Genomic DNA, 24,376 nt, shown 5'->3' with positions numbered 1-24,376 from the left:
GCGGAGAGGCGCTCCCCGATGGTCCCGGGCTTCTCGCCGGTCACTCCCCGGCAGGTCGGTACGCCGTACGGCGGGAGCCCCGGCCCGCCCGGGGCGTACCCGGCCGGGGCCGCCACCGGCCGCGCGGGCGCCGTGCCCGGAGCCCGGGTCAGGCGCCTCGCCGGATGAAGCGCCCGGACACAGCCCGGCGCGGCCCCCGGAACAGGAGCCGCGCCCCGTACTCAGCCTCCGAGCCCCGCCCGCCGGAGCGCGTCGGCCATCGCGCTGTTCGCGGGGGCCGGCTTCGCCGACCTCGCCGGGGCCTGTCCCCGCGCGCCGCCGCGATCGCCGCCGCCCGACCCACCGGAACCGCCCGAACCGCGCTGCTTGCCGCCACCGCCACCGCCACGGCCTCCGCCGCGCCGCTGCTGCGGTGCCCGGTCGTCGCCGCCGGAGTCCGCGCCGCCGCCCGCCTCCGCCTCGTCGTCCAGCCGCAGCGTGAGCGAGATCCGCTTGCGCGGGATGTCGACCTCCCGCACCTTCACCCGCACCACGTCACCCGGCTTGACCACGTCACGCGGGTCCTTGACGAACGTCCGCGACATCGCCGACACATGCACCAGCCCGTCCTGGTGCACCCCGACGTCCACGAACGCCCCGAAGGCCGCGACGTTCGTCACCACACCCTCCAGGATCATCCCGGCGGTCAGGTCGCCGATCTTCTCGACGCCGTCCTTGAACGTCGCCGTCTTGAACGCCGGCCGCGGGTCCCGCCCCGGCTTCTCCAGCTCGCGCAGGATGTCCGTGACCGTCGGCAGCCCGAAGGTGTCGCTGACGAAGTCGGCGGGCCGCAGCGACCGCAGCGCCGTCGAGTCGCCGATCAGCGCCGCCACCTCGCCGCCCGTCGCCTTCACCATCGACCGGACCACCGGATACGCCTCCGGGTGCACCGACGACGCGTCCAGCGGATCGTCCCCGTCCCGGATGCGCAGGAAGCCCGCGCACTGCTCGTACGCCTTCGGCCCCAGCCGGGCCACATCCTTCAGCGCCCGCCGTGAGCGGAACGGACCGTTCGAGTCGCGGTGCGCGACGATGTTCTCCGCGAGGCCCGCACCGATGCCCGACACCCGCGAAAGCAGCGGCGCGGACGCCGTGTTGACGTCGACACCGACGCCGTTCACACAGTCCTCCACGACCGCGTCGAGCGACCGGGAGAGCTTCACCTCGGACAGGTCGTGCTGGTACTGGCCGACCCCGATGGACTTCGGGTCGATCTTCACCAGTTCGGCGAGCGGGTCCTGGAGGCGCCGGGCGATCGAGACGGCGCCCCGGATCGACACGTCCAGGTCGGGCAACTCCTGGGAGGCGAACGCCGAGGCGGAGTACACCGAGGCGCCGGCCTCCGAGACCATCACCTTGGTGAGCTTCAACTCCGGGTGCCTGGTGATCAGTTCACCCGCCAGCTTGTCCGTCTCACGGGACGCCGTGCCGTTGCCGACGGCGATCAGATCCACGGAGTGCTCCGCGCAGAGCCGCGCGAGCCGCGCCAGCGACTCGTCCCACCGGTTCGCCGGAACATGGGGATGGATCGTGTCCGTCCCCACGACCTTGCCGGTCGCGTCCACGACGGCGACCTTCACGCCCGTACGGAAACCCGGGTCGAGCCCGAGGGTCGCGCGGGTCCCGGCCGGCGCGGCCAGCAGCAGATCCCGCAGGTTCGCCGCGAAGACCCGGACCGCCTCGTCCTCGGCCGCCGTCCGCAGCCGCAGCCGCAGATCGATCCCGAGATGGACCAGGATCCGGGTGCGCCAGGCCCAGCGGACCGTGTCCGCGAGCCACTTGTCGCCGGGCCGGCCCCGGTCGGCGACACCGAAACGGCGGGCCACCAGGGACTCGTACGCGCTGGGGCCCGGCTGCTCGGTGTCGTCCGACTCCGGCTCCAGGCTGAGGTCCAGCACGTCCTCCTTCTCGCCGCGCAGCAGCGCCAGCACACGGTGCGAGGGGAGCGCGGTGAAGGCTTCGGCGAAGTCGAAGTAGTCCGCGAACTTCGCAGCCGGGCCCTCGGTGGCGCTGCCCTTGCCGTCGCGGACCTTCGCCGTGAGCCGGCCGCGCGTCCACATGCGCTCACGCAGCTCACCGATGAGGTCGGCGTCCTCCGAGAAGCGCTCGGTCAGGACGGCGCGGGCGCCCTCCAGCGCGGCTGCGGCGTCCGCGACACCCTTCTCGGCGTCGGCGAACGCCGCCGCGGCCGTCAGGGGATCCACCGACGGGTCGGCCAGCAGGCGCTCGGCGAGAGGTTCGAGCCCCGCCTCACGGGCGATCTGTGCCTTCGTGCGCCGCTTGGGCTTGAACGGCAGATAGATGTCCTCCAGCCGCGACTTGGTGTCGGCTGTCCGGATCCGCGCCTCCAGCGCCTCGTCCAGCTTGCCCTGCTCGCGTACGGACTCCAGGATCGCCGTACGGCGCTCCTCCAGCTCACGCAGATAGCGCAACCGCTCCTCGAGCGTGCGCAGCTGCGCGTCGTCGAGCATCTCGGTCGCTTCCTTGCGGTAGCGGGCGATGAACGGCACGGTCGACCCGCCGTCCAGCAGCTCGACGGCCGCCCTCACCTGCCGCTCGCGTACGCCGAGTTCCCCGGCGATCCTGCCTTCGATGGACGTCGTCACGTTCTCCCCGACCCGGCTCTCGTGCTGGCTGTGCGTGTGCCTGCATTGTGCCGGGTGGCCGGGGCCCGTGTCGCGCGCCCTCCCGGACAGCCGCGCGCCCTCCCGGAGTGGGAGGGCGCGGCGGGAGGGCGCGACGGAAGGGGCGCGGACCGCTCCCCGCCGCCACCTTGAGGTACGACAACACACACGTGCTTGCGACTACTTATGGCCATCGATGGCCGATTTATTTACATGGATATTCACACCACAGTTATATAGCGTGCACGCACAGTCCCTTCAAGGGATCTTCATGTTCGTGCGCGGATGGGGTGGGCTATGCGGAGGTTCGCGCGGAAGCGCAGGGGCAGAGGGCTCCTTGCAGGGGCCTTGAGTATCGCGATTGTCATGGGTGCGGCACCCGGTGCCTTGGCGTCGCCCGCCGCACCGGCGGCGCCGGCGGCAGTGGCCGACGTCGAGGACGGCGCCGGCGCGGAGGAGAGCGCTCTGGCTGCTGCCAAGCGCACCGGTGAGCCGGTGGAGGTCGTCGAGAAGCGTTCCGAACGGTCAACGGTGTTCGCGAATCCTGACGGCATGTCGTTCACACTTGAGGAGTCGAATGTCCCGGTTCGCGTGGCGAAGGACGGTGGCTGGGAGCCGCCCGATGCCACGCTGGAGAAGCGTGGCGACGGCACCGTAGGGGCGAAGGCCGCGACCGCCGACATGACTCTCTCCGGGGGCGGCGCCGCCGAACCGCTCGCGTCGGTGACCGACCGAGGGAGGGCACTGGCGCTGCGCTGGCCGGGCCACCTGCCGGAGCCGGAACTGAACGGAGCCTCCGCGCTCTACGCCGAGGTGCTGCCGGGAGTCGACCTCCAGGTCAATGTCACAGCAGAAAGCTTTCGCCACGTTCTCGTGGTCAAGACCCCCGAAGCCGCCGAGAACCCGAAGCTCAGGGAGTTGACCTTCGGACTCACGACCAAGGGACTGACAGTCCGTGAGGCCACCGCGGGCAGCCTCACCGCGACGGACTCGGACGGCCGGACCGTCTTCCGCGCACCGCCCGCCCAGATGTGGGACTCCGCGGGAAAGGCCGACGCCGCCCGCCCGAAGGCCGCGCCGGCTCCACCCGCGTTCATGTCGCCGCCCACGACGGGACCGGTGGCCTCGGGCCCCCGGGACACATCGGAAGCCAGTCCTTCGGGTACGGGACTTGAGCCCGGCCAGGGGGACAACGTTGCCCGGCTGGACGTGGAGGTCTCCGACGACGCTCTGTCGGTGGTTCCGGACGCAGCCATGCTCGCCGGGGCCCAGGCGTCGGAGTTCCCGATCTTCATCGACCCGAACGTCTCCTGGGGCGAGTCCGAGCGCACACTGCTGCGTTCGGACGGCTACGAGTCGTACGGCTGGTCCAACGGTGACGACGGCCTCGGCAAGGGCGCCGGAAAGTGCGGCAACTGGAGCGGTTACTACTGCGGTCCCGGCTATGTACAGCGTCTCTACTTCGAATTCTCTCCCGCGAGCCTCAAGGGGAAGCACGTCCTCGACGCGACGTTCCGGGTGACCGAGCCGTGGGCGTTCCAGTGCGAGCCGCGCTGGGTGGATCTCGTTCGCACGAACAACATCTCGTCGTCCACCACATGGTCCTCGCGCCCGAAGGAACTGGACTGGATGGGCGACCGGCATGTGTCGGCGGGCCGGGGCTCACTGTGTGATCCGGATTCGCCCGACGCTCCCATCGAATTCAACGACAATCCCGAGGAGTCCAACGAGAACCTCACCCCGACGGTCCGCGACTTCGCCGCCGGGAAGTTCTCCCGGTTCACCCTGGAGATCCGGGCCAACGACGAGTCGGACACCGCTGCCTGGAAGCGTTTCAAGAATGATGCCGTCCTCGCCGTCAAGTACGTGGCGAAGCCGGCACTGCCCGTCGAAGTCGGCCTGACATCGGGATCGGGCGTCGTGTGTTCGACGAATTCGGCCGATCCGGACGTGATCAGTGACCCGACACCGCTCGTGACCGCGAAGCCGAAGACAGCGGCAGGCGGCGAGTCCGGCGCGAGCCTGCGAGTCCGGTGGCGGACCGAGCGCCTGGACGGCACCACGTGGGTAACCGCGCACACCGATGTCGACAGCCCCACCTCGGGCTATGCCGGAAACGCGGTCAAGCAGTCGAAGAGCCTGCCGACCCTGGTGGAGGGAAAGCGTTACCGGCTTCTCGCCCTGACCCTCTCGTACTACGAAAGCGGCTCGGACCGGCTCAACACGGGCTACACCAAGGCATGCTATTTCGGGATCGACACCACGGCGCCCAAGGCCCCCACGATCGCGGTCGGCGGTCCGTACTCGCTCTGTCAGCCGAACGCGTGCGTCGCGGGCGGCGGCCCCGGAACGGCGGCGACCTTCACGTTCACCCCGGCCGCCGGTGACACGAACAGCACGGCGTACCAGTACAAACTGTCGTCGGCGGACTCCTGGAAGACCGCGGTGAAACGACCTGCCGGCGGCGGTGCGACCGCGCTCGTCAACCCGGCCCGGTCGGGAACACACCGGGTGTACGCGCGGGTGCAGGACTCCGTGGGGCGCTGGGGCGCGCAGAACGTGGTGGACTTCCTCGTCGCCGCGGGTGAAGGACCCACAGCGCGTTGGCGATTCGACGAGGCCACCGGAGTGGCCGTCGACTCCGCCAACACCGGCACCGCCCGGCACGACGCCACGCTCGGGGGGACAGCCGCCCGTGATGACCGGGGGCGCCGTGGCGTACTGACGCACGACGCCGACGGGGTCCCGCTTGAGACGCCGGTGACCGACAGGGGTCTGTCCCTGGACGGGAGCGGCGGATACGCGGCGACCGGCGGCCAGGTGCTGGAAACCCGGTCCGCCTACACGGTCTCTTCCTGGGCACGGCTCGACAGCACCGACACCCGCGCGGCGATCCTTTCCCAAGGGGGCGCGGAAGGAGTCCCGTTCGGCTTCTGGTACTCGGATACCCAGAAGAAGTGGTTCTTCGGCATCCTCAGGAGTGACAAACAGTCCTACACGGGCCGTTACTCCAACGAGCTCGCGCAGACCGGGGTGTGGACGCATCTGGCCGGAACGTTCGATCCGGTGAAGAAGGAGATGAGCTTCTACGTCAACGGAAAGCGCCAAGGCGTTCCCATCGCGGCGGAGACGACGTGGCAGTCGACCTTCCCCCTTCAGATCGGTCGTACGCAGTCGAGTTCCCTGACCTACTCGAACCACTTCCCGGGTTCGCTGGACGAGATCGCGGTCTGGCAGCGCGAGCTGTCCCCGGCGGAGATCGCGGACGAGGCACGGCTGCTGACCTCGGAGAGTTTCGCCGGTGTCGAGCTGGTCGCCGACTGGAAGGCCGAACTGGGCAGCGGCAGCACCGTTCCCGACGTTTCCGGTTATGGCAGGGCCCTCACCCTCCAGGGCGGGGCGGCCGTCACCGAGGGCGCGATCGTGCTGGACGGGGTGGACGACATGGCCGGCTCGGCCGCTCCGCTCGCGTACGACCACGGCTCGTTCACGGCGTCGACGGTTGTTCAGCTCGACCGGACGGCGCTCATGACCAAGGACATCGGATACACCGGGCAGGTCCTGGGACAGCGCACGGCTGACGGGTCCGCCTGGGGTCTTTGGTATCAACTGTCCGGCAAGGATGTCGTGCTGGACATGGAGACCGGGCTGGAGACGGTCGTACCTGTCGGCAAGTGGCATTTCGGCCGGCTGAACAACGACGGCTCTTTCGACTCCGTTGTCTCCGACGAGCTTGCGGTGCTCGACAGCGAGGTGCGGCTGACGGGTACGTACGACGTCGTGGCCAACACGATCAGCCTGTATCTGGGGCGCAATCAGAACGGTGACGACACGGCGTACACCGCGCCGATCGGCAGCGGTGAGTTCGCGGTCGGAGCGGGCCTCACTTCGGGTGCGTGGAAGCATCACGTGCCCGCGCGGATCTCCGAAGTCCGCCTCTGGGCGGGCGCGATGGCGAGCTCCGCGCAGATCGACGCCCACGTGGGCGACTGACCGGCGACACCACCCAAGGACGGCGCCGTGTACGCACGGCGCCGTCCGCCCTGTCACGCGGCTGTGGAGCCGCGTTTCCGAACATCTGACATCACTCAAAAAATCGTGGTGGGGGACAATTGATGTTGTTTGGTAGAGGCACCGCATCCCGTCGAAGAAAAGGCCACTGGCGTCGCCCGCGTCTCTTGTCGAGCGTGCTGGCGCTGGGCGTGGTGGCTCCCCTCGCCTTCGCGTCCGGCGCCAGCGCCGGCGAAGTGGGCCTCGGCCGTCCCGATGTCCAGGAGCAGCGGGTCAGCAAGGTCGGAGAAATCAAGGGTCCCGGCGCTCGGAAGGCACGCGACCAGGTCACCAAGGACCGTAAGACCAACGCCGGGCAGGCGCGGAGAGCCCGTGCCGAGCAGACGAGTACGGCCTGGCCCCGGCCGGGCACCGCGCGGGTCAGACTCGCGGGCGACACGGTGAAGACCACCGCCGGTGGACTCCCGCTGACGCTGAAGTCCGCCTCCGCCGCGGAGAGTGGCGCGGGCACCCCGGTCGGCGTCAGTGTCCTGGACCAGAAGGTGGCCGGCCAACTCGGCATCACCGGCGTGGTGTTGACCGCCACGGCGGAGGACCCGGGAAAGTCGCGCATCAGCGTCGGATACGGCGGTTTCGCGTCGGCCGTCGGCGGGGGCTGGGCCGGCCGGCTGGCACTGGTACGGCTGCCCTCCTGCGCCCTGACCACCCCGGAAAAAGCCGAATGCCGCACCCGTACCCGGCTCGACTCCACCAACGACATCCGTACCCGGACCGTGTCCGCCACCGTGAGCCTGACGGCGCCCTCCGACGGCCCCGCGACACCGAAGAGGTCCTCCTCCGAAGCCGCGGTCCTTGCCCTGACCGCCGCGAGCTCCGGATCCGGCCAGTCCCCCTCGGGCAGTGGCGACTACTCGGCGACCGCGCTTTCCGAATCGTCGACCTGGTCCGCCGGCGGCAACTCCGGCTCGTTCACCTGGTCGCACGACTTCAAACCGCCGGCCCCCGCTGCCGGGCCCGTGCCGACCGTGTCGCTGACGTACGACTCCGGCAGCGTCGACGGACGGACAGCCTCCACGAACAACCAGGGAACCACGGTCGGTGAAGGGTTCGGTATGACCGAGTCCTACGTCGAGCGTACCTACGGTGGTTGCGACGACGACGGCCACGACGAGGTCCACGACCTCTGCTGGAAGTACGACAACGCACGCCTGGTACTCAACGGAAAATCCAACGCGCTGGTGAAGGACACGGATTCCGGCGAGTGGAGGCTGGAGGGCGACGACGCCTCGAAGGTGACCCGCTCCACCGGTGCGGACAACAACGACGACAACGGTGAGTACTGGACGGTGGTGACCGGCGACGGCGCCACATACGTCTTCGGCCTCAACAAGCTCCCCGGCGCGACCGATCAGCGCACCAACTCCGTCTGGACCGCACCTGTCTTCGGCGACGACTCCGGCGAGCCCGGCTACAGCAAGGGCTCCTCGTTCGCGGACCGCTCGTCGACCCAGGCATGGCGCTGGAACCTCGACTACGTCCATGACACCCGCGGCAACGCGGCCACCTACTGGTACGCCTCCGAGAGCAACCACTACCGCAAGAACAAGGCAGAGAAGGCGGAGGCTTCCTACGTTCGCGGCGGCTATCTCAAAGAGATCAAGTACGGGCTTCGCAAGGACGCGTTGTTCACCGGAAACGCCGAGGCGAAGGTCAACTTCAGCTACGCGGAGCGGTGCACGGCGTCGGACTGCTCGGAACTCGACGAGGACACCGCCGACAACTGGCCGGACGTTCCCTTCGACACCATCTGCTCCTCCGGCGACACCGAATGTGACGCCCTGGCCCCCGCGTTCTTCACCCGTAAGCGGCTGACCGGCATCGACACCTTCACCTGGGCGGCAGCGACGACGTCGTACGAAGCCGTCGACTCCTGGACGCTCACTCAGCAGTACCTGGACGGCGGCGACATCGGAGACACGTCCGACCACGTCCTGACGCTCAAGTCCATCAAGCGGACCGCCAAGGCCGGCACGGACATCGTCCTGAATCCGATCTCCTTCACCTACCACATGCGACCCAACCGTGTGGACGGCACGGACGACATCCTGCCGCTGACCCGGCCCCGCATGTCCACGGTGACCTCGGAGACCGGTGCCATCACCACGGTGACCATGTCGGCGCCCGAGTGCGTACGCGGTGACGTCCTCGGCGCGGCCGAGGACACCAACACCCGCAGCTGCTATCCGCAGTACTGGAACATCAACGGCGCCGAGAACGCCTCCGTGGACTGGTTCCACAAGTACCGGGTGCTGGCCGTCACGAACAGTGATCCGGCCGGACACAACGACGGTGTCGAGCAGGAGTACGGCTACAGCGGGGCCGCATGGCACTACAGCGACTCGCCTTTCACTCCCAAGGACGAGCGCACCTGGTCCGACTGGCGCGGCTACCGCCAGGTGACGGTCCAGAAGGGCGCCAAGGACACCACTCGCTCGAAGACAGTCGCCCTCTATCTCCAGGGTATGGACGGAGACGCGAGGAAAGACGGGACCAGCAAGTCCGTGAGCGTCCCGGCTCTGCCCATCAGCGGCCTCACGATCCCCGCCCTGACGGACGGCGCCGCCTACAGCGGCCATCTCCGTCAACAGGTCACCTACTCCGGCGCCACCGCGATCAGCGTCGCCGTCCACGATCCGTGGTCCGAGGAAACAGCACGGCAGGACGTGCCCGACGCCGGTGATCTCGTCGCCCGCTACGTACGCACCCGAAAGTCGACGACGCACACCTACCTGACCGCTCCCCAGACCTGGCGTTCCCACACGGTCACCACCGACCACGACACGTACGGCATCCCGTACCAGGTCCAGGACGGCGGGGACGACGCCAAGTCCGGCGACGAGACGTGCACACGTACCTGGTACGCCCGCAACACCCAGGCCGGCCTCACCAAACTGCCGTCACGCACCAGGGTCGTCGGCAAAGCGTGCGGCGTGACCGACGCGCTGCTGGATCTGCCCGCCGACTCGACCCGGCCCGGCGATGTCCTCTCCGACAGTGCCGTCGCCTACGACGGAGCCACCTGGTCCGCCACACAGGAACCCACCAAGGGCCTGGCGACCTGGACGGGGCGGGCCGCCTCCTACAACGCGGCGGACCAGCCCGCCTGGCAGAAGCAGTCCACCACGGACTACGACGCTCTTGGCCGCCCCGTCACTGTCACGGACGTGGACAACAAGGCCGTCAACACCGTGTACACACCGGCGGGCGCCGGCCCCCTGACCCGGACCGATGTCACCAACGCCAAGTCCCACAGGGTCATCACCTTCTTCGACCCCAGGCGGGGCGTCCCGGTGCGGACGTTCGACGCCAACGGCAGGAAGACCGAGGCGGCGCACGACGCCCTCGGCCGGATCACAGAGGTCTGGCTGCCGAATCGCAATCGGGCGGCGGAGTACAGCCCCAGCCAGAAGTTCGGCTATCAGATCAGCAGCACCAGGCCTTCCGCAGTTTCCACCTCGATCCTCAAGAAGGACGGCACCACCTACAACACCAGCTACACGATCTACGACTCCATGCTGCGGCCGTTGCAGACACAGTCACCGAGTCCTCAGGGGGGCCGGGTACTCACCGACACCCGATACGACTCCCGCGGACTCGCCTACGAGACCCACGCCGACATCTTCGACAGCACCACCGGGCCGGACGCCCTCTACACCCGGGCGGAGTACGGCGAGTCGCCCACCCAGACGGAGATCACCTTCGACGGCGCGGGCCGCGAAACGGCACGCTCGGTGTTCTTCTTCGGCGACAAGCGCTGGACGACCTCCACCGAACACACGGGGGACTCCACCGCCTCGACAGCTCTCGACGGCGGCAGCGCCCAACGGACGATCGCCGATGTCCGGGGCAGGACTGTGGAAACGCGCTCCTACGCGGGCACTCAGCCCACCGACACCCAGTACGGCGGTTCCCTCGGCGTCCCCTACACCACCGTCCGGACCAGCTATACGCTGGACGGCAAAGAGGCCTCGCTCACCGGCCCGGACGGAGCCGCGTGGTCCTACACGTACGATCTGTTCGGCCGTAGAACGTCCGCTACGGACCCGGACAAGGGCGAAGCCACGACCGTCTACAACGCGCTGGACCAGGTGACCAAGGTCACCGACGCCCGTGGAGAATCGGTGCTCACCTCGTACGACGAGATCGGCCGTATGACCGGCACCTGGGCCGGCAGCAAGACCGACGCCAACCAGCTCACGTCCCACACGTACGACGGCCTGGTCAAAGGCAAACCGCAGGCTTCCACCCGCTACGTCGGCGGCAAGTCGGGACAGGCGTACACGCGCGAGGCCACGGCTTTCGACACCCTGGACCGAGCGACGGGCACCCGGCTCACACTGCCGGCCAACGACCCGCTGGTCGTGGCGGGCGCCCCTGCCACGGTCGACTTCACGACCGCGTTCAACAACGACGGCACCAAGCTCAACGCCACCGAACCCGCGCTCGGCGGATTGCCGTCCGAGACCGTCGAGTACGGCTACACCTCACTCGGCCAGGTCAAGTCGATCATGGGTAGCACCGGGTACCTCCTGACCACCGACTACTCGGCACTCGGACAACCGCAGCAACTGGTCCTCGGCACCGCCAACACCGAGGCGCACAAGAAGGCGTACATCAACCACACCTACGAGGAGGGCACCGGCCGCCTGAAGCGCAGTCATGTCACGGACCAGACACACCCGTACATGCTCCAGGATCTCAACTACGAGTTCGACAAGGCCGGCAATGTGACCGCGATCTCGGACCCGACCCTGCTCGGCGGGGGCGGCAAGTCCGAGACGCAGTGCTTCACCTACGACGGATTCCGCCGCCTCACCGAGGCATGGACTCCCACCTCCCAGAAGTGCGCCGACGAACGCGGTGCGAACAGCCTCTCCGGGCCGGCGCCCTATTGGACCGGCTACACCTACGACACCGCCGGCCGGCGGAAGACGGAGACCCAGCACAAAGCCGCCGGCGCCGCCACAACCACCTACTGCTACAGGTCCGACCAGCCCCACGTGCTGACCGGAACCAGCACCGACAACGACTGCGTCGCACCGGACCGCTCCTACACCGCCGACGAGGCCGGCAACACGCTCAATCGGCCCGGCAGCACCGGAACGCAGAGCCTGGACTGGAACGCGGAAGGAAAGCTGGGCAAGGTCACCGAAGGGGCCAAGGAAACGGGCTATCTGTACGACGCCGACGGCAGCCTGCTCATCCGCAGCGAGAAGAACGGTGAGCGGGTCCTCTACGCCGGAGGAACGGAATTGCACCTCAAGGCCGACGGAAAGTTCTGGGCTCAGCGCTTCTACGGCACCCAGAACTTGACCGTGGCCGTTCGCTCCAACCAGTCGGGCGCCAACAAGCTTCAGTACCTGGCGGGAGACCACCACGGCACCTCCAGCCTCGCCATCGCATCCGACACCCAGGCGATCACCAAGCGATACATGACCGTATTCGGAGCGGAACGGGCGGGCGCCATCGGCGAATGGGGCAACGATCGGGGTTTCCTCGGCAAGACGCACGACAAAGCCACGGGGCTGACGCACGTCGACGCTCGTGAATACGATGCGGCACTCGGCCGGTTCATCAGTGTCGATCCACTGTTGGAACCGGCGAAACACCAATCGCTCAATGGCTTCAGCTACGCGGAGAACAATCCCGCCACCCTGTCCGACCCGTCCGGCATGGCCTCGTTCACCTGCCAGAAGGCGGACTGCTCTCCCGATGTCATCGCGTCGGATGCCAACGTTTCGCCACCGCGTCTGACCGGCGGCGGCGCCACGGGCTCCGCGGGGAACAGCCCGCTGGGCATCACGTCATCCTTGGGCTCTCCCGTTCTGCAGCCGCGCCCGCTCCTCCTGGGGCCCGACCCTCTCCCGCCTCTGTACGCCGGCGGGCAGTATCCGCTCCTGACATTGCTCGATGAGTGGTACAAAGTCATCTCGCCGAAGTCAGGAGATCTCGCCAACAACAAACATGGCGGTGACGGTAAAGTCCAGGGCGACGGCCCCTGGACCCTGGCGTTCCGCTGGCTTTTGGGCAGCTCCGAGGGGAAGGCGACCATCCCGGACAGGTCCTACGACGGCGACGACGAGATAACCAAGGCATTGATCAAAAGTTCGAGCATGAAGGACGTCAGAGATTCAGTGGTGACCCAGTTCATTGTGAACGGAACAAAGGGCGAGGACGAGCGGTACAGCGTCACAAAGAATCGCGCAGGTGAAGACCTCACCTTGGGTCAGATGGGCAATGTGTACCTCTCCGACCTGGGCGGACTTGCCATCGGAAAGGACGACAGAGAAGCGCAAGGTGTTCTGGGTTCGTACGACGTGAGATACGAGATCACCAAGAGCAAGGGAAACACGCTTACGGTCAAATATCACGCGCGGACGGACATCAACAATGAATCCTTCGTGCCGGGGCACGGCAAATGGCAGGAGGCATTCAATGGCGTGGGAGACCACTTCTTCGGGCTCTTTGCCGGGTACCGGGTCGACATCCGATGGACCGAAACCATCTACAAATAGGGTGGGTCGAGTGAAATTCGTGAACGTTAGAAACGCTGTGGCGCTCGCCCTGGCAGCGGCCTTCATGTTCGGCGCCACCGGCTGTGCCGGCGAGACCGAACGAATCGAATCAGTACAGATACCCGGTGTCTGGACGGGCGCCGGCGGTGGACGGGTCGAGTTCGGGGACGACGGCCGGTTCGAACTGTCAGGCATCCCGAGCGATGCTGTCGTATTCAGCTTCATCGACCCGCCGCCCAAAGGAGAGAAGGTCTCCGGCCAGGGCACGTGGTCGGTGAAGAGAAAGGGATCAATCGTCGGGCTCATCTATGACTCGACAGGTTCCTTCGCCGAAGGGGGAGAAGCCGGTACGCTCGGCGTGGCCGACGGTGGGGATTCCCCGAAGCTGTACTTCTCGACCAGCTCCGACAGGGAGTACGGATACGAGATCCACAAGTCCGGCTAGGACGTGAAGCTGTCCGGGGGCGTGTGCGATCCACGCACGCCCCCGGATCGCCTCGGGGCCGCCACAGCAGTGTCGGCGCCTTGGGCTCCGGACATCAGGCGCGGCGCGGGCGGCCGCCGCCGCGGCTGCCGCGCGAGGCGCCGCCGAAAAGCTTGGCGACCAGCCGGAACGGCAGGGTGACCACGGTGGCGATCGCTCCACCGACGGCGCGAAGTGCATCTGCGATGGCGCGCATGACGAAACCTCCTGTATCGGTGCGGATCTGCCTTGCTGACCCGCACTCTCCGGTTTGCCGCTCAGCGCGATCGCAAACGTCGGCCATGTAGGCAGGCGGACATCCGCGCGGCACCTGCGCGGGCGTCAGCCCTTCCCGATCAGGTCCTCCGGGAACGCGCCGGCGACCGCCGCCGTCAGCAGGAATCCGCGGCCCAGTTCGGTGAGCCGCTCCACCCCGGCGGCGCCCAGGTGCTCGTACGGCGCGGCGTCCAGCCGGTCCGTGTGCTCCTCCAGCTCGGCCCGCATCGCCGTCCCCGCCTCGGTCAGTTCGCCCGCGTCGTCCAGCAGCCCGCGCGCCGTGAGCCGCCCGGCCGCCGCCTCCCAGTCCGTACGGCGCCAGCCCCGGCTGCCGAGTACCCAGCGCGGGGACATGCCCTTGCCCGTCGCCGTGTGGCTGACCAGCGCCTCCACCGGGTCGAGCCCGGCAGCGAGCAGCGCCGTCAGATGGCCGTCGCCCCGGTGCTCCCGCAGCAGGGTCGCCGCGTGCCAGAACGCGAGGTGCGGCTGGTCGGGAACGGGCAGATCCGCGTGCGCGGCGTACAGCGGGCGGGCGTGCCGGGTGCACGCCTCGGTGGCGCGCAGTGCGAGCCGCGCGGCCTCGGCCATCTCGTCGGACCCGACGACGTCCTCGCCGAGGACCCGCCGCAGGGTGGAGTCGGCGGCGCGCAGCCGGGCGTCGAGGACGGCCTCGGGCGAGGTGGTTCGCCACACGGCGGGCAGGTGCCGGGAGACCAGGTCGAAGCTGAAGTTGTAGAAGGTGGCGGCGATCACGCCGGGTCCGACCGCGCCCATCGCGGCGCCGCGACTGGCGAAGTACGCGGCCCGCTCCTCCTCGACGCCGACGGCGGCCAGTTCCTTGTGGAGGTCCGGGGAGAAGTAGACCGTCGAGTGGAGCGGATTGACGGAGTTGTGGCAGCGGCGGGCGGCGCGCGGGGCGAGAGTGGTCATGCCGGTTACGTTACCGACTGGTCGGTACGCCGGGAAGCCCAGGGTTCCCGGGTGATATCGGGGGCGGGGCTCAGTCCCGCACCGTCCAGCCGAACCGGGGTGTCCTGCGCTCCAGGAACGCCGCGACCCCCTCCGCCCGGTCCCCGCTGTCGCGCGCCTGGGCGTCCCAGTACGCGTCCCGGTCGGTGCGGCCGTTCGCGTACTCCTTGACCGCCGCCTGGGTCAGCCGGGAGCGTGAGGCCAGGACGCGGGTGAACTCGGCTACCCGCGCGGCCAGTTCGCCGGGGGCGAGTACCTCGTCCACCAGGCCGACCCGGAGGGCGTGTTCCGTGCCGATCAACTCGCCCGAGAACAGCAGGTACTTGGCGGTGGACGGGCCGACCAGCGAGACCAGCCTTCGGGTCGAGGAGGAGCGGTAGACGACGCCGAGCTTCGCGGGCGTGATCCCGAACCGGGCGCCCTCCGCCGCGAACCGCAGGTCGCACGCCACCGCCAACTGGGCGCCGCCGCCCACGCAGTAGCCGCGTACGGCCGCCAGCGTCGGCTTCGGGAAGGCGGCGAGCGCCTCCTCCGCGCGCACGCTGAGGTCCTGTGTGGTGTCGCCGGGTTCGCGCAGCCCTCCGATGTCGGCGCCCGCGCTGAAGGAGTCGCCGGCGCCGGTCAGCACCAGGGCGTGGACGGCGGGGTCGGTCGCCATGCCGGCCAGCAGTTCGGGCAGTCGCCGCCACATGCCTGCGGTGAGCGCGTTGTGTTTGGCCGGATTCGCGAGGGTCACGGTGGCGACCCCGTCGGCGACGGCGGCGGTCAGCCGCGGCGGCGCGGGCGCGGTGGGCTCCATGGGCCGGATGCTATCCGGCACCGCGCCGCCCCGACCGCCCGAGCCCCGACCGCCCGAGCCCCGGCCGCCGGTGCCGTGACCGCAGGAGACCGCCCGGCCGCCGGAGCCGTACTACCCGAGCCCCGACCGCCCGACCGCCCGACCGCGTGATCGTGACAGGGCGGGAACCTCGCACGGTCGGTCAGCCGGGCAACAGGGTCGGACGTATCCGGACACAATCCGTCGATACCCGCTGACTTCTGTTCAGTTCCCGGTCCGGCCGGGCCGGTTCCCAAGACTCGACGCCTGTGACAGCGCGCCCGGAGCGCTGGGGAAACCGAGGGTGGGGGCCGTGGTGAGGGAGAGCCTCGGAAGTGTTCCGGCGCGACCGGAGCCGTACGAGGGGGTGTGGCGGTTCACGGTGCCCGCCGTCGAGGTCTCCGTACCGCGTATGCGCCGGGCCGTACGGGATCTGCTGAACCGGCAGAAGGCCCCGGTGTCCGACGACATCCTCCAGGGGCTGCTGCTGATCGTCTCCGAGCTGGTGACCAACGTCGTGTGCCACGCGGCCCTGCTCTCGCCCGAACTGGGCGTGGAGATCACCCTCGCCGCCGGGTGGGTCCGGGTGGCGGTGGAGGACGGTCACCCGTACCGGCCCAAGCCGCTGGAGCTGGACCACGGACAGACCGGTGGGCGCGGTCTGCTGCTCGTACGGGAGACCGCCCTGGAGGCGGGCGGCACCTGCGACGTCGAGCGCACGGCGAGCGGCGGGAAGATCGTCTGGGCGCTGCTCCCGCTGTCGCAAGGCGCCGGCGCGGTGCCCGGCCGGTCCGGGACCGGCCGGCCGGAGGGAGAGGGCGCGGCCGGTCCGGCTACCAGCCCCCGGCCGTCCCCGTCAGCTCCCTGACCGCCGGGCGCGCCGCGTCCAGCACCGTCATGAACCACGCCGAGAATTCCGCCGACCGGTGCCGCTCGTCCAGCTCGTCCGGGGTGACGAAGGCCGTGTCGGCGATCTCCGTCGGGTCCGGCCGCAGGGCGCCCTGGGCGAGCCCCACGAAGAGGTGGTTGTACTCGTGCTCGACGAGCCCGGACCCCGGGTCCGGGTGGTGGTAGCTGACGGTCCCCGCCTCGGCGAGCAGCGTGGGCGAGATGCCCAGCTCCTCGTGTGTGCGCCGGGCGGCGGCGGCGAAGGGCGCCTCGCCCGGGAACGGGTGCCCGCAGCAGGTGTTCGACCAGACACCGGGGGAGTGGTACTTGCCGAGCGCGCGGCGCTGGAGCAGCAGCCGGCCCCGCTCGTCGAAGAGGAAGACGGAGAACGCCCGGTGCAGCCGGCCCGGTGGCTGGTGGGCCGAGAGCTTCTCGGCCGTACCGATCGTGGTGCCGTTCTCGTCGACCAGTTCCAGCATGATCGATTCTTGAACGCCGCTCGGCGAGCCGCCCGTGACAGTGACAGGTGTGGTCGTCATAGCCATCCTTCGCTTCGGTCCTCGGCCCTCAAGTCTGCCGTACAGGAGCGCGTTGTCCGCACTTCCGCGAAACGGGCATGTCCGTTCCCGCGATGTGCTTCACGGAGGAGATTCGGCCGTTATGTCCGGCGCGCCCCGTCCCGGACCCGGACCCGCGCCCTGTCCCGCACCCGGTGTCGGCGCGGCGCGCGGGCGGGCGGTCAGTGGCAGAGGTTCGCCTCGTGCTCGGCGTGACCCGCCGGTTCGAGCTGGAACGTGCAGTGCTCCACGTCGAAATGGTCACCGAGACAGCCCTGGAGGTCGTGGAGCATCCGCTCGTGCCCGACGCTGTCCAGCACGGACGGGCTCACCACCACGTGCGCCGACAGCACCGGCATCCCCGAGGTGATCGTCCAGGCGTGCAGGTCGTGCACGTCCTCCACCCCCGACAGCGCCAGTATGTGCGCCCTCACCTCTTCCATGTCCACGCCCTTGGGCGCCGCCTCCAGCAGCACGTTCAGCGTCTCGCGCAGCAGCTTCACCGTCCTCGGGACGATCATCAGCCCGATGACCAGCGACGCGATCGGGTCGGCCGCCTGCCAGCCGGTGGTCAGGATGACCGTCGCGGCGATCAGCACGGCGACCGAGCCCAGCGTGTCGGCCAGCACCTCCAGATAGGCGCCGCGCACGTTCAGGCTCTCCTTCTGCCCGCGCATCAACAGGGACAGGGAGATCAGATTGGCGACCATGCCGACCGCCGCGAACACGATCGTGAGCCCCCCCTTCGTGTCGGCGGGCGTGATGAACCGCTCGACCGCCTCGAAGAGCAGGAAACCGCCGACACCGAGCAGCAGCAGACAGTTGGCCAGCGCGGCCAGGATCTCCGCGCGGGCCAGTCCGAACGTGCGGTTGCCCGTCGGCGGCCGGTTCGCGAAGTGCACGGCGAGCAGCGCCAGGGCGAGACCGACCGCGTCCGTCGCCATGTGCGCGGCGTCGGCGATCAGCGCCAGGGAGTCGGCCGCGATCCCGCCGACGATCTCCATGACCATGACGGACAGGGTGATCCCCAGCGCGATCCGCAGCCGGCCCCGGTACGCGGCGGTCGCGGTCCCCGGCGGCGGCGCGCCGCCGTGCGCGTGCCCGTGGTCGTGCCCTGCCCCCATGGGGTCGCCTCCCGGTCGGTTCCAGCCGTCGCGGCCAGTGAACTACGGGTGGGGGGTATCGGGCAACACGGCACTGAACACCGTTGTCATTCCCTCTGACCTGCGGGAACGCCCGCAGGTCAGAGGAACGGCCCGCCTTTCGGCGGCTCAGTCGGCAGCCACCGCGGGGTGGCGCAGCCGCCACCCCTCCCACGCCGATTCGACCATCTCGCGTACCCCGCGCCGGGCCGTCCAGCCCAGCTCAGCCGTGATCGCCTCGACCGACGCGACGGCCCTCGCCGCGTCGCCCGCCCGGCGCGGCCCGACCACCGGGGGAGTGGGATCGCCGGTGATCTCGCCCACCAGCTCCGCCAGTTCCCGCACCGACACACCCTCGCCGCGCCCGATGTTGTACGTCAGGTCCCCCGGCCCGGTCCGCCCGGCCAGCCGGCGGGCCACCGCGAGATGCGCCTCGGCGAGGTCCGCCACATGGATGTAGTCGCGTACGCAGGTGCCGTCCGGTGTCGCGTAGTCGTCGCCGAAGATCCGCATCGGCTCGCCGCGGGTGACCCGGTCGAAGAACATCGGGATGATGTTGAACACCCCGGTGTCGGACAGCTCCGGGCGCGCCGCCCCCGCCACGTTGAAGTAGCGCAGACACGCGGTGGACAGCCCGTGCGCCCGGCCGGTGGCGCGGACCAGCCATTCACCCGTGAGCTTGGTCTCGCCGTACGGACTGATGGGTACGGCCGGGGTCTCCTCGGTGATCAGCTCCACGTCCGGTACGCCGTACACGGCCGCCGACGACGAGAACAGGAACCGCTCCACCCCGGCGGCCACCACGGCCTCCAGCAGCACGGTCAGACCGTGCACGTTCTCCCGGTAGTAGGCGAGCGGACGCTCGACCGATTCACCGACCTGCTTCTTCGCCGCGAGGTGCACCACGCCGGTCACGGCGTGCCCGGCCAGCGCCCGGTCCACCGTCTCCCGGTCCAGCAACGAGCCGCGTACCAGGGGGATGTCGGCGGGCAGCCGCTCCGGGACACCGGACGACACGTCGTCGAGGACGACGACCCGTTCACCCGCCTCCGTCATGGAGCGCGCCACATGCGCCCCGATGTACCCCGCTCCACCTGTGATCAGCCATGTCATGCCGCCAGCGTAGGGGCTCTCGTACGGCGCCGTCCGCGCGCGGGGCGCCGGGCGGGGCGGCTGCGGACGCGACCCGGGGGCGGTGTCCCGTACGGTCCCCGCAGACGTACGGTCACCCGACGTTCATCCGCCGGTCGCGGCGTCGGCGGCGCGAACCGTACGGAGTCGGATATGTCTTACCGGAGTCGCGCGGGCCCCCGCCGGCCACGGTTTGTGGGGCGGGGCACCGATCGACAATGATGATCTCCCGACGGGCCGGAATTGGCCCGGCTCATGGCGTCCGGGGCGTGAACGGGCGGTGAACTCGGTCTGTGGTTCATCCGATAGCCTCTGCCGACATGCCGCCGCCCCCGATTTTCCAGGCAGAGGCGCCGCGCGTCCGCCCCGCAGTGTCAAGGAGTGAATTCGTCTGTCGACCGCCATCCTCACCGGTACGCCGGTACCCGGATCGCCGCTCGAAGGCGATCTGCGGTCGCTGGGATTCGACGTGCGCACCGCCGCCGACCCGGCGGCGGCCCTCGCGCTGCTCGCGTCGGCGCCCGCCGGCCACCGGGTCGCCCTGGTCGACCAGCGGTTCGTCGGCCATCTCCACACGCTCCGCCTCGCGTTGACCGACCCGCGCTTCCCCGCGGCGTCCGTCACCGGCGCGCTGACCGCGCGACCGGAGGCGCGCGCCGCCCTGTCGGCGGCGCTCACCACCGTGACCGACGGCCCGCCGCCGCCCCGTGACGACATCACCGGGGACGGCGCGGCGGTCCGGACCGGCGGCACCGGCCTGGTCACCGACGCCGTGCCGCCGCTGACCCGCACCACGCCCGGCGCCCCCGAACTCCCGCTCACCGACCGGGTGACCGCCGCCCTCGAAGCGGCCGGCAACGCCGTGCACCACCCCGAACTCGGTTCCCTCGTCGCCGCCGTCCCCGGCGGACCGGCCGCCCGCGAACAGGCGCTCACCGCCGTCGCCGCCGTGGACGACGAGGCGGTACGGCTGCGTTCCGCCGTCAAGGCCCGCGACGGCTTCTTCACCACCTTCTGCATCAGCCCCTACTCCCGTCACCTCGCCCGCTGGTGCGCCCGGCGCGGGCTGACCCCCAACCAGGTCACCACCGCCTCGCTGATCACCGCCCTGATCGCGGCGGGCTGCGCGGCCACCGGCACCCGGGGCGGCTACGTCGCCGCCGGACTGCTGCTGCTGTTCTCCTTCGTCCTCGACTGCGCCGACGGACAGCTCGCCCGCTACTCCTTGCAGTACTCCACGCTGGGCGCCTGGCTCGACGCGACCTTCGACCGGGCCAAGGAGTACGCGTACTACGCGGGCCTGGCCCTCGGCGCGGCACGCGGCGGTGACGACGTATGGGCGCTCGCGCTGGCCGCGATGGTTCTCCAGACGGTCCGGCACGTCGTGGACTTCTCCTTCAACGAGGCCAACCACGACGCCACCGCCGTGACCGCGCCGGCCACCGCCGCCGGGGGCGAGCAGACCAAGGCCGTCGTCGGCACCCCCACCACCGCGCTCTCCACCCGGCTCGACAGCGTCGGCTGGACCGTGTGGGTACGCCGCATGATCGTCCTGCCGATCGGTGAGCGCTGGGCGATGATCGCCGTCCTCACCGCACTGACCACCCCCCGGATCGTCTTCTACGCGCTGCTCGCCGGCTGCGCCTTCGCCGGCTGCTACACCACCGCCGGCCGGGTCCTGCGCTCGGTCACCCGCCGGGCCGTACGCACCGACCGCGCCGTCCGGGCGCTCGCCGACCTCGCCGACACCGGGCCGCTCGCCGAACTCGTCGCCCGCGCGGCCCGCCGCCCGGCCCGCGCGCTGCCCGGCGTACTCCCGCTGCTGATCGCCGTCGCGGGCGGTGCCTCGCTCGTCGCCACGGCCGCGTTCGGCCCGGTCGGCAGCCCCGTCCTGATCCTCGGCGCCCTGCTGTACGCCGTCACCTCGGGCATCGCCGTCGCCCACCGCATGGGCGGCGCCCTGGACTGGCTGATCCCGCCGGTCTTCCGGGCCGCCGAGTACGGCTTCCTCCTGGTCCTCGCGGCCCGCGCCGACGTCCCCGGCGCCCTGCCCGCGGCGTTCGGGCTGGTCGCGGCGGTCGCCTACCATCACTACGACACGGTGTACCGGATCCGGGGCGGCGCCGGAGCCCCGCCCCGCGGACTGGTCCGGTCACTCGGCGGACACGAGGGCCGCACGCTCCTCGTCGCCGTCGCCGCCGCCCTCACCACGGCCGGACCCGACCTTCCGCCGGCCCTGACGGTGCTCGCCGTCGTCGTCGCCGTGATCGCGCTCACGGAGTCCATCCGCTTCTGGGTGTCCTCCGGAGCCCCCGCCGTACACGACGAAGGAGAAACCGCATGATCGGCCTCGTACTGGCAGCCGGTGCCGGCAGGCGCCTGCGCCCCTACACCGACACGCTGCCCAAGGCCCTCGTACCGGTGGACGGCGACACCACCGTCCTCGATCTGACCCTGGGCAACTTCGCGCGGATCGGACTCACCGAGGCCGCGATCGTCGTCGGCTACCGCAAAGAGGCCGTCTACGCGCGCAAGGCGGACCTGGAGGCCACGTACGGCCTCACCCTCACCCTCATCGACAACGACAAGGCCGAGGAGTGGAACAACGCCTACTCCCTCTGGTGCGCCCGTGACGTCCTCAAGCGCGGGGTGATCCTCGCCAACGGCGACACCGTCCACCCCGACTCCGTCGAGCGCACCCTGCTCGCCGCCCGCGGCGAGGGCCGGCGGATCATCCTCGCCCTGGACGCGGTGAAGGACCTCGCCGACGAGGAGATGAAGGTCATCACCGACCCGGACAAGGGCGTGCGGCGCATCACCAAGCTGATGGACCCCGCCACCGCCACCGGCGAGTACATCGGCGTCACCCTCATCGAGGCCGAGGCCGCCGACGACCTGGCCGACGCGCTGAAGGCGACCTTCGAGCGCGACCCCGACCTCTACTACGAGGACGGCTACCAGGAACTCGTGAACCGGGGCTTCACCATCGACGTCGCCCCCATCGGCGACGTCCCCTGGGTGGAGATCGACAACCACGACGACCTCGCGAAGGGCCGTGTCGTCGCGTGCCAGTACTGACCCGACTCATCCCGTCCCCGGTCGTCGTGGACATCACCCGCGGCGCCCTGGACGACCTCGCCGGCCTCCTCGCCGACCAGCGCATCTCCGCGTCCGGCAAGCTCGCGATCGCGATCAGCCGCGGCTCGGGGCAGGCCCTGCGCGAGAAACTGGCCCCCGTGCTGCCCGACGCCGACTGGTTCCTCGTCGCCGACGGCACGATCGACTGCGCGGTCAAGCTCGCCGACGACATAAAGGGCAAGCGGTACGACGCGGTCGTGGGCCTCGGCGGCGGCAAGATCATCGACGTGGCGAAGTACGCGGCGGCCCGGGTGGGCCTGCCGATGGTGGCCGTCGCCACCAACCTCTCGCACGACGGCATGTGCTCGCCGATCGCCACCCTCGACAACGACAACGGCCGCGGCTCGTACGGGGTCCCCACCCCCATCGCGATCGTGGTCGACCTCGACGTCATCCGGCATGCCCCGGACCGCTTCGTCCGCTCCGGCATCGGCGACGCGCTCTCCAACCTCTCCGCCATCGCCGACTGGGAGCTGTCCCACGAGATCAACGGCGAACCCGTCGACGGCCTCGCCGCCGCCATGGCCCGCACCGCCGGTGAAGCCGTGCTGCGCCACCCCGGCACCGTCGGCGACGACGAGTTCCTCACCGTCCTCGCCGAGGCGCTCGTCCTCACCGGCATCGCCATGTCGATCAGCGGCGACTCCCGCCCCTCGTCCGGCGCCTGCCACGAGATCAGCCACGCCTTCGACCTGCTGCACCCCAGGCGCTGCGCGCTCCACGGCGAGCAGGTCGGGATCGGCGCCGCCTTCGCGATGCACCTGCGCGGCGCGCACGAGCAGTCCCGGCTCATCGCCGAGGTCCTGCGCCGCCACGGCATGCCCGTACTGCCCGAGCAGATCGGCTTCACCGCCGACGAGTTCACGCAGGCCGTCGCCTACGCGCCGCAGACCAGACCGGGCCGCTTCACGATCCTGGAGCACCTCGACCTCTCCACCGACCAGATCAGGGACGCGTACGCCGACTATGCCAAGACCATCAGTAGCTGAACTCCGTCCGGTCGTTCACCCCCCGGGCGTCAAGGACCGGCGGAGCGGCGAGCACTGGGGGGGCCGGCTCTACATGCGCGAGGTCTCCCTGCGCGTCGACCGGTACCTGGTCAACACGAAGGTCACGCCCAACCAGCTGACCTATGTGATGACCGTCGCCGGCGCCCTCGCCGCCCCCGCCCTCCTGGTCCCCGGGATCACGGGCGCGGTCCTCGGTGTGCTGATGGTCCAGCTCTATCTGCTGCTGGACTGCGTGGACGGCGAGATCGCCCGCTGGAAGAAGCAGTACTCGATGACCGGGGTCTATCTGGACCGGGTCGCCGCCTACCTGTGCGACGCCGCCGTCCTCGTCGGCTTCGGGCTGCGCGCCGCCGACCTGTGGGGCACCGGGCGGATCGACTGGCTGTGGGCCTTCCTCGGGACGCTCGCCGCCCTCGGCGCCATCGTGATCAAGGCCGAGACCGACCTGGTCGGTGTCGCCCGCCACCAGCAGGGCCTGCCGCCGGTCAAGGAGTCGGCGTCCGAGCCGCGCTCGTCCGGCATGGCGCTGGCCCGCCGGGCCGCCGGGGCGCTCAAGTTCCACCGGCTCATCCTCGGCATCGAGGCGTCCCTGCTGATCCTTCTCCTGGCGATCCTCGACGCGGTCCGCGGCGACCTGTTCTTCTCCCGCCTCGGCGTCGCCGTGCTGGCCGGTATCGCGCTCCTCCAGGCCGTTCTGCACCTGGTGTCGATCCTCGCCTCCAGCAGGCTGAGGTGA

14 protein-coding genes and 1 pseudogene are annotated in these 24,376 nt (G+C 70.0%); 8 read left to right on the top strand and 7 right to left on the bottom strand.

All coding sequences use genetic code 11. The annotated features are described in order from the left end of the window. Positions 1-221 precede the first annotated feature (221 nt). Positions 222-2,645 (bottom strand): Tex family protein, encoded by a 2,424-nt coding sequence (locus tag OG875_RS03160; RefSeq protein WP_330172671.1) that lies wholly within the window; start codon positions 2,643-2,645, stop codon positions 222-224. A 384-nt stretch (positions 2,646-3,029) separates the two neighbouring features. On the opposite strand from OG875_RS03160, the gene OG875_RS03155 reads away from it, so the two are divergent. The 3 genes from OG875_RS03155 (at position 3,030) to OG875_RS03145 (ending at position 13,694) form a co-directional block, all read left to right on the top strand. Further along, positions 3,030-6,656 carry a LamG domain-containing protein gene (locus tag OG875_RS03155; protein ID WP_330172670.1) on the top strand — a complete coding sequence of 1,209 codons (3,627 nt, stop codon included), beginning with the start codon at positions 3,030-3,032 and terminating at the stop codon, positions 6,654-6,656. A 122-nt stretch (positions 6,657-6,778) separates the two neighbouring features. Beyond that, a complete protein-coding gene (locus tag OG875_RS03150) occupies positions 6,779-13,249 on the top strand; it encodes an RHS repeat domain-containing protein (protein ID WP_330172669.1) in 6,471 nt (2,156 codons plus the stop codon). A gap of 10 nt (positions 13,250-13,259) precedes the next feature. Further along, positions 13,260-13,694 carry a hypothetical protein gene (locus OG875_RS03145; RefSeq protein WP_330172668.1) on the top strand — a complete coding sequence of 145 codons (435 nt, stop codon included), beginning with the start codon at positions 13,260-13,262 and terminating at the stop codon, positions 13,692-13,694. Positions 13,695-13,788: 94 nt separating this feature from the next. Here OG875_RS03145 and OG875_RS03140 read toward each other — a convergent pair whose 3' ends face one another. The 3 genes from OG875_RS03140 to OG875_RS03130 form a co-directional block, all read right to left on the bottom strand. Next, positions 13,789-13,929, bottom strand: a complete 141-nt coding sequence (locus OG875_RS03140) for an LPFR motif small protein (RefSeq protein ID WP_330172667.1) — start codon at positions 13,927-13,929, stop codon at positions 13,789-13,791. 125 nt (positions 13,930-14,054) lie between these two features. Further along, the gene (locus OG875_RS03135) at positions 14,055-14,918 is read right to left on the bottom strand and encodes an SCO6745 family protein (RefSeq protein ID WP_330172666.1); all 864 of its coding nucleotides are present in this window, start codon (positions 14,916-14,918) and stop codon (positions 14,055-14,057) included. A gap of 70 nt (positions 14,919-14,988) precedes the next feature. Continuing rightward, a complete protein-coding gene (locus tag OG875_RS03130) occupies positions 14,989-15,756 on the bottom strand; it encodes an enoyl-CoA hydratase/isomerase family protein (protein WP_330172665.1) in 768 nt (255 codons plus the stop codon). A gap of 334 nt (positions 15,757-16,090) precedes the next feature. Here OG875_RS03130 and OG875_RS03125 point away from each other — a divergent pair. After that, a pseudogene (locus OG875_RS03125) lies at positions 16,091-16,534 on the top strand (ATP-binding protein); the annotation flags it as partial. Positions 16,535-16,607: 73 nt separating this feature from the next. Here OG875_RS03125 and idi read toward each other — a convergent pair. The 3 genes from idi to galE all read right to left on the bottom strand — a co-directional run bounded on the left by idi (position 16,608) and on the right by galE (position 19,474). Beyond that, complete coding sequence (idi, locus tag OG875_RS03120; protein WP_330172663.1) at positions 16,608-17,201, bottom strand: isopentenyl-diphosphate Delta-isomerase; 594 nt, start codon at positions 17,199-17,201, stop codon at positions 16,608-16,610. A 200-nt stretch (positions 17,202-17,401) separates the two neighbouring features. Continuing rightward, on the bottom strand, positions 17,402-18,343 hold the full coding sequence (locus OG875_RS03115) for a cation diffusion facilitator family transporter (protein WP_330172662.1): 942 nt from the start codon (positions 18,341-18,343) through the stop codon (positions 17,402-17,404). A 147-nt stretch (positions 18,344-18,490) separates the two neighbouring features. After that, positions 18,491-19,474 carry a UDP-glucose 4-epimerase GalE gene (gene galE, locus OG875_RS03110; RefSeq protein ID WP_330172661.1) on the bottom strand — a complete coding sequence of 328 codons (984 nt, stop codon included), beginning with the start codon at positions 19,472-19,474 and terminating at the stop codon, positions 18,491-18,493. 409 nt (positions 19,475-19,883) lie between these two features. Between galE and OG875_RS03105 the strand changes: the two genes are divergently transcribed. The 4 genes from OG875_RS03105 to OG875_RS03090 are packed head-to-tail and all read left to right on the top strand — an operon-like array spanning position 19,884 to position 24,376. Next, on the top strand, positions 19,884-21,836 hold the full coding sequence (locus tag OG875_RS03105; RefSeq protein ID WP_330177584.1) for a DUF5941 domain-containing protein: 1,953 nt from the start codon (positions 19,884-19,886) through the stop codon (positions 21,834-21,836). Next, positions 21,833-22,570, top strand: coding sequence for a phosphocholine cytidylyltransferase family protein (locus tag OG875_RS03100; RefSeq protein ID WP_330172660.1), 738 nt, complete (start codon positions 21,833-21,835; stop codon positions 22,568-22,570). The genes OG875_RS03105 and OG875_RS03100 overlap by 4 nt, the downstream gene beginning before the upstream one ends. Further along, entirely contained in the window at positions 22,558-23,619 is a 1,062-nt protein-coding gene (locus OG875_RS03095) for an iron-containing alcohol dehydrogenase family protein (RefSeq protein ID WP_330172659.1), read from the top strand. The genes OG875_RS03100 and OG875_RS03095 overlap by 13 nt, the downstream gene beginning before the upstream one ends. Further along, positions 23,597-24,376: a CDP-alcohol phosphatidyltransferase family protein gene (locus tag OG875_RS03090; protein WP_330172658.1), complete on the top strand. Its 780-nt coding sequence runs from the start codon at positions 23,597-23,599 to the stop codon at positions 24,374-24,376. The genes OG875_RS03095 and OG875_RS03090 overlap by 23 nt, the downstream gene beginning before the upstream one ends.

The organism is Streptomyces sp. NBC_01498 (genome assembly GCF_036327775.1).
Classification (GTDB): domain Bacteria; phylum Actinomycetota; class Actinomycetes; order Streptomycetales; family Streptomycetaceae; genus Streptomyces.
The sequence above is the reverse complement of the archived record's forward strand: the minus strand, read 5'-3'. Positions and strand labels throughout refer to the sequence as shown.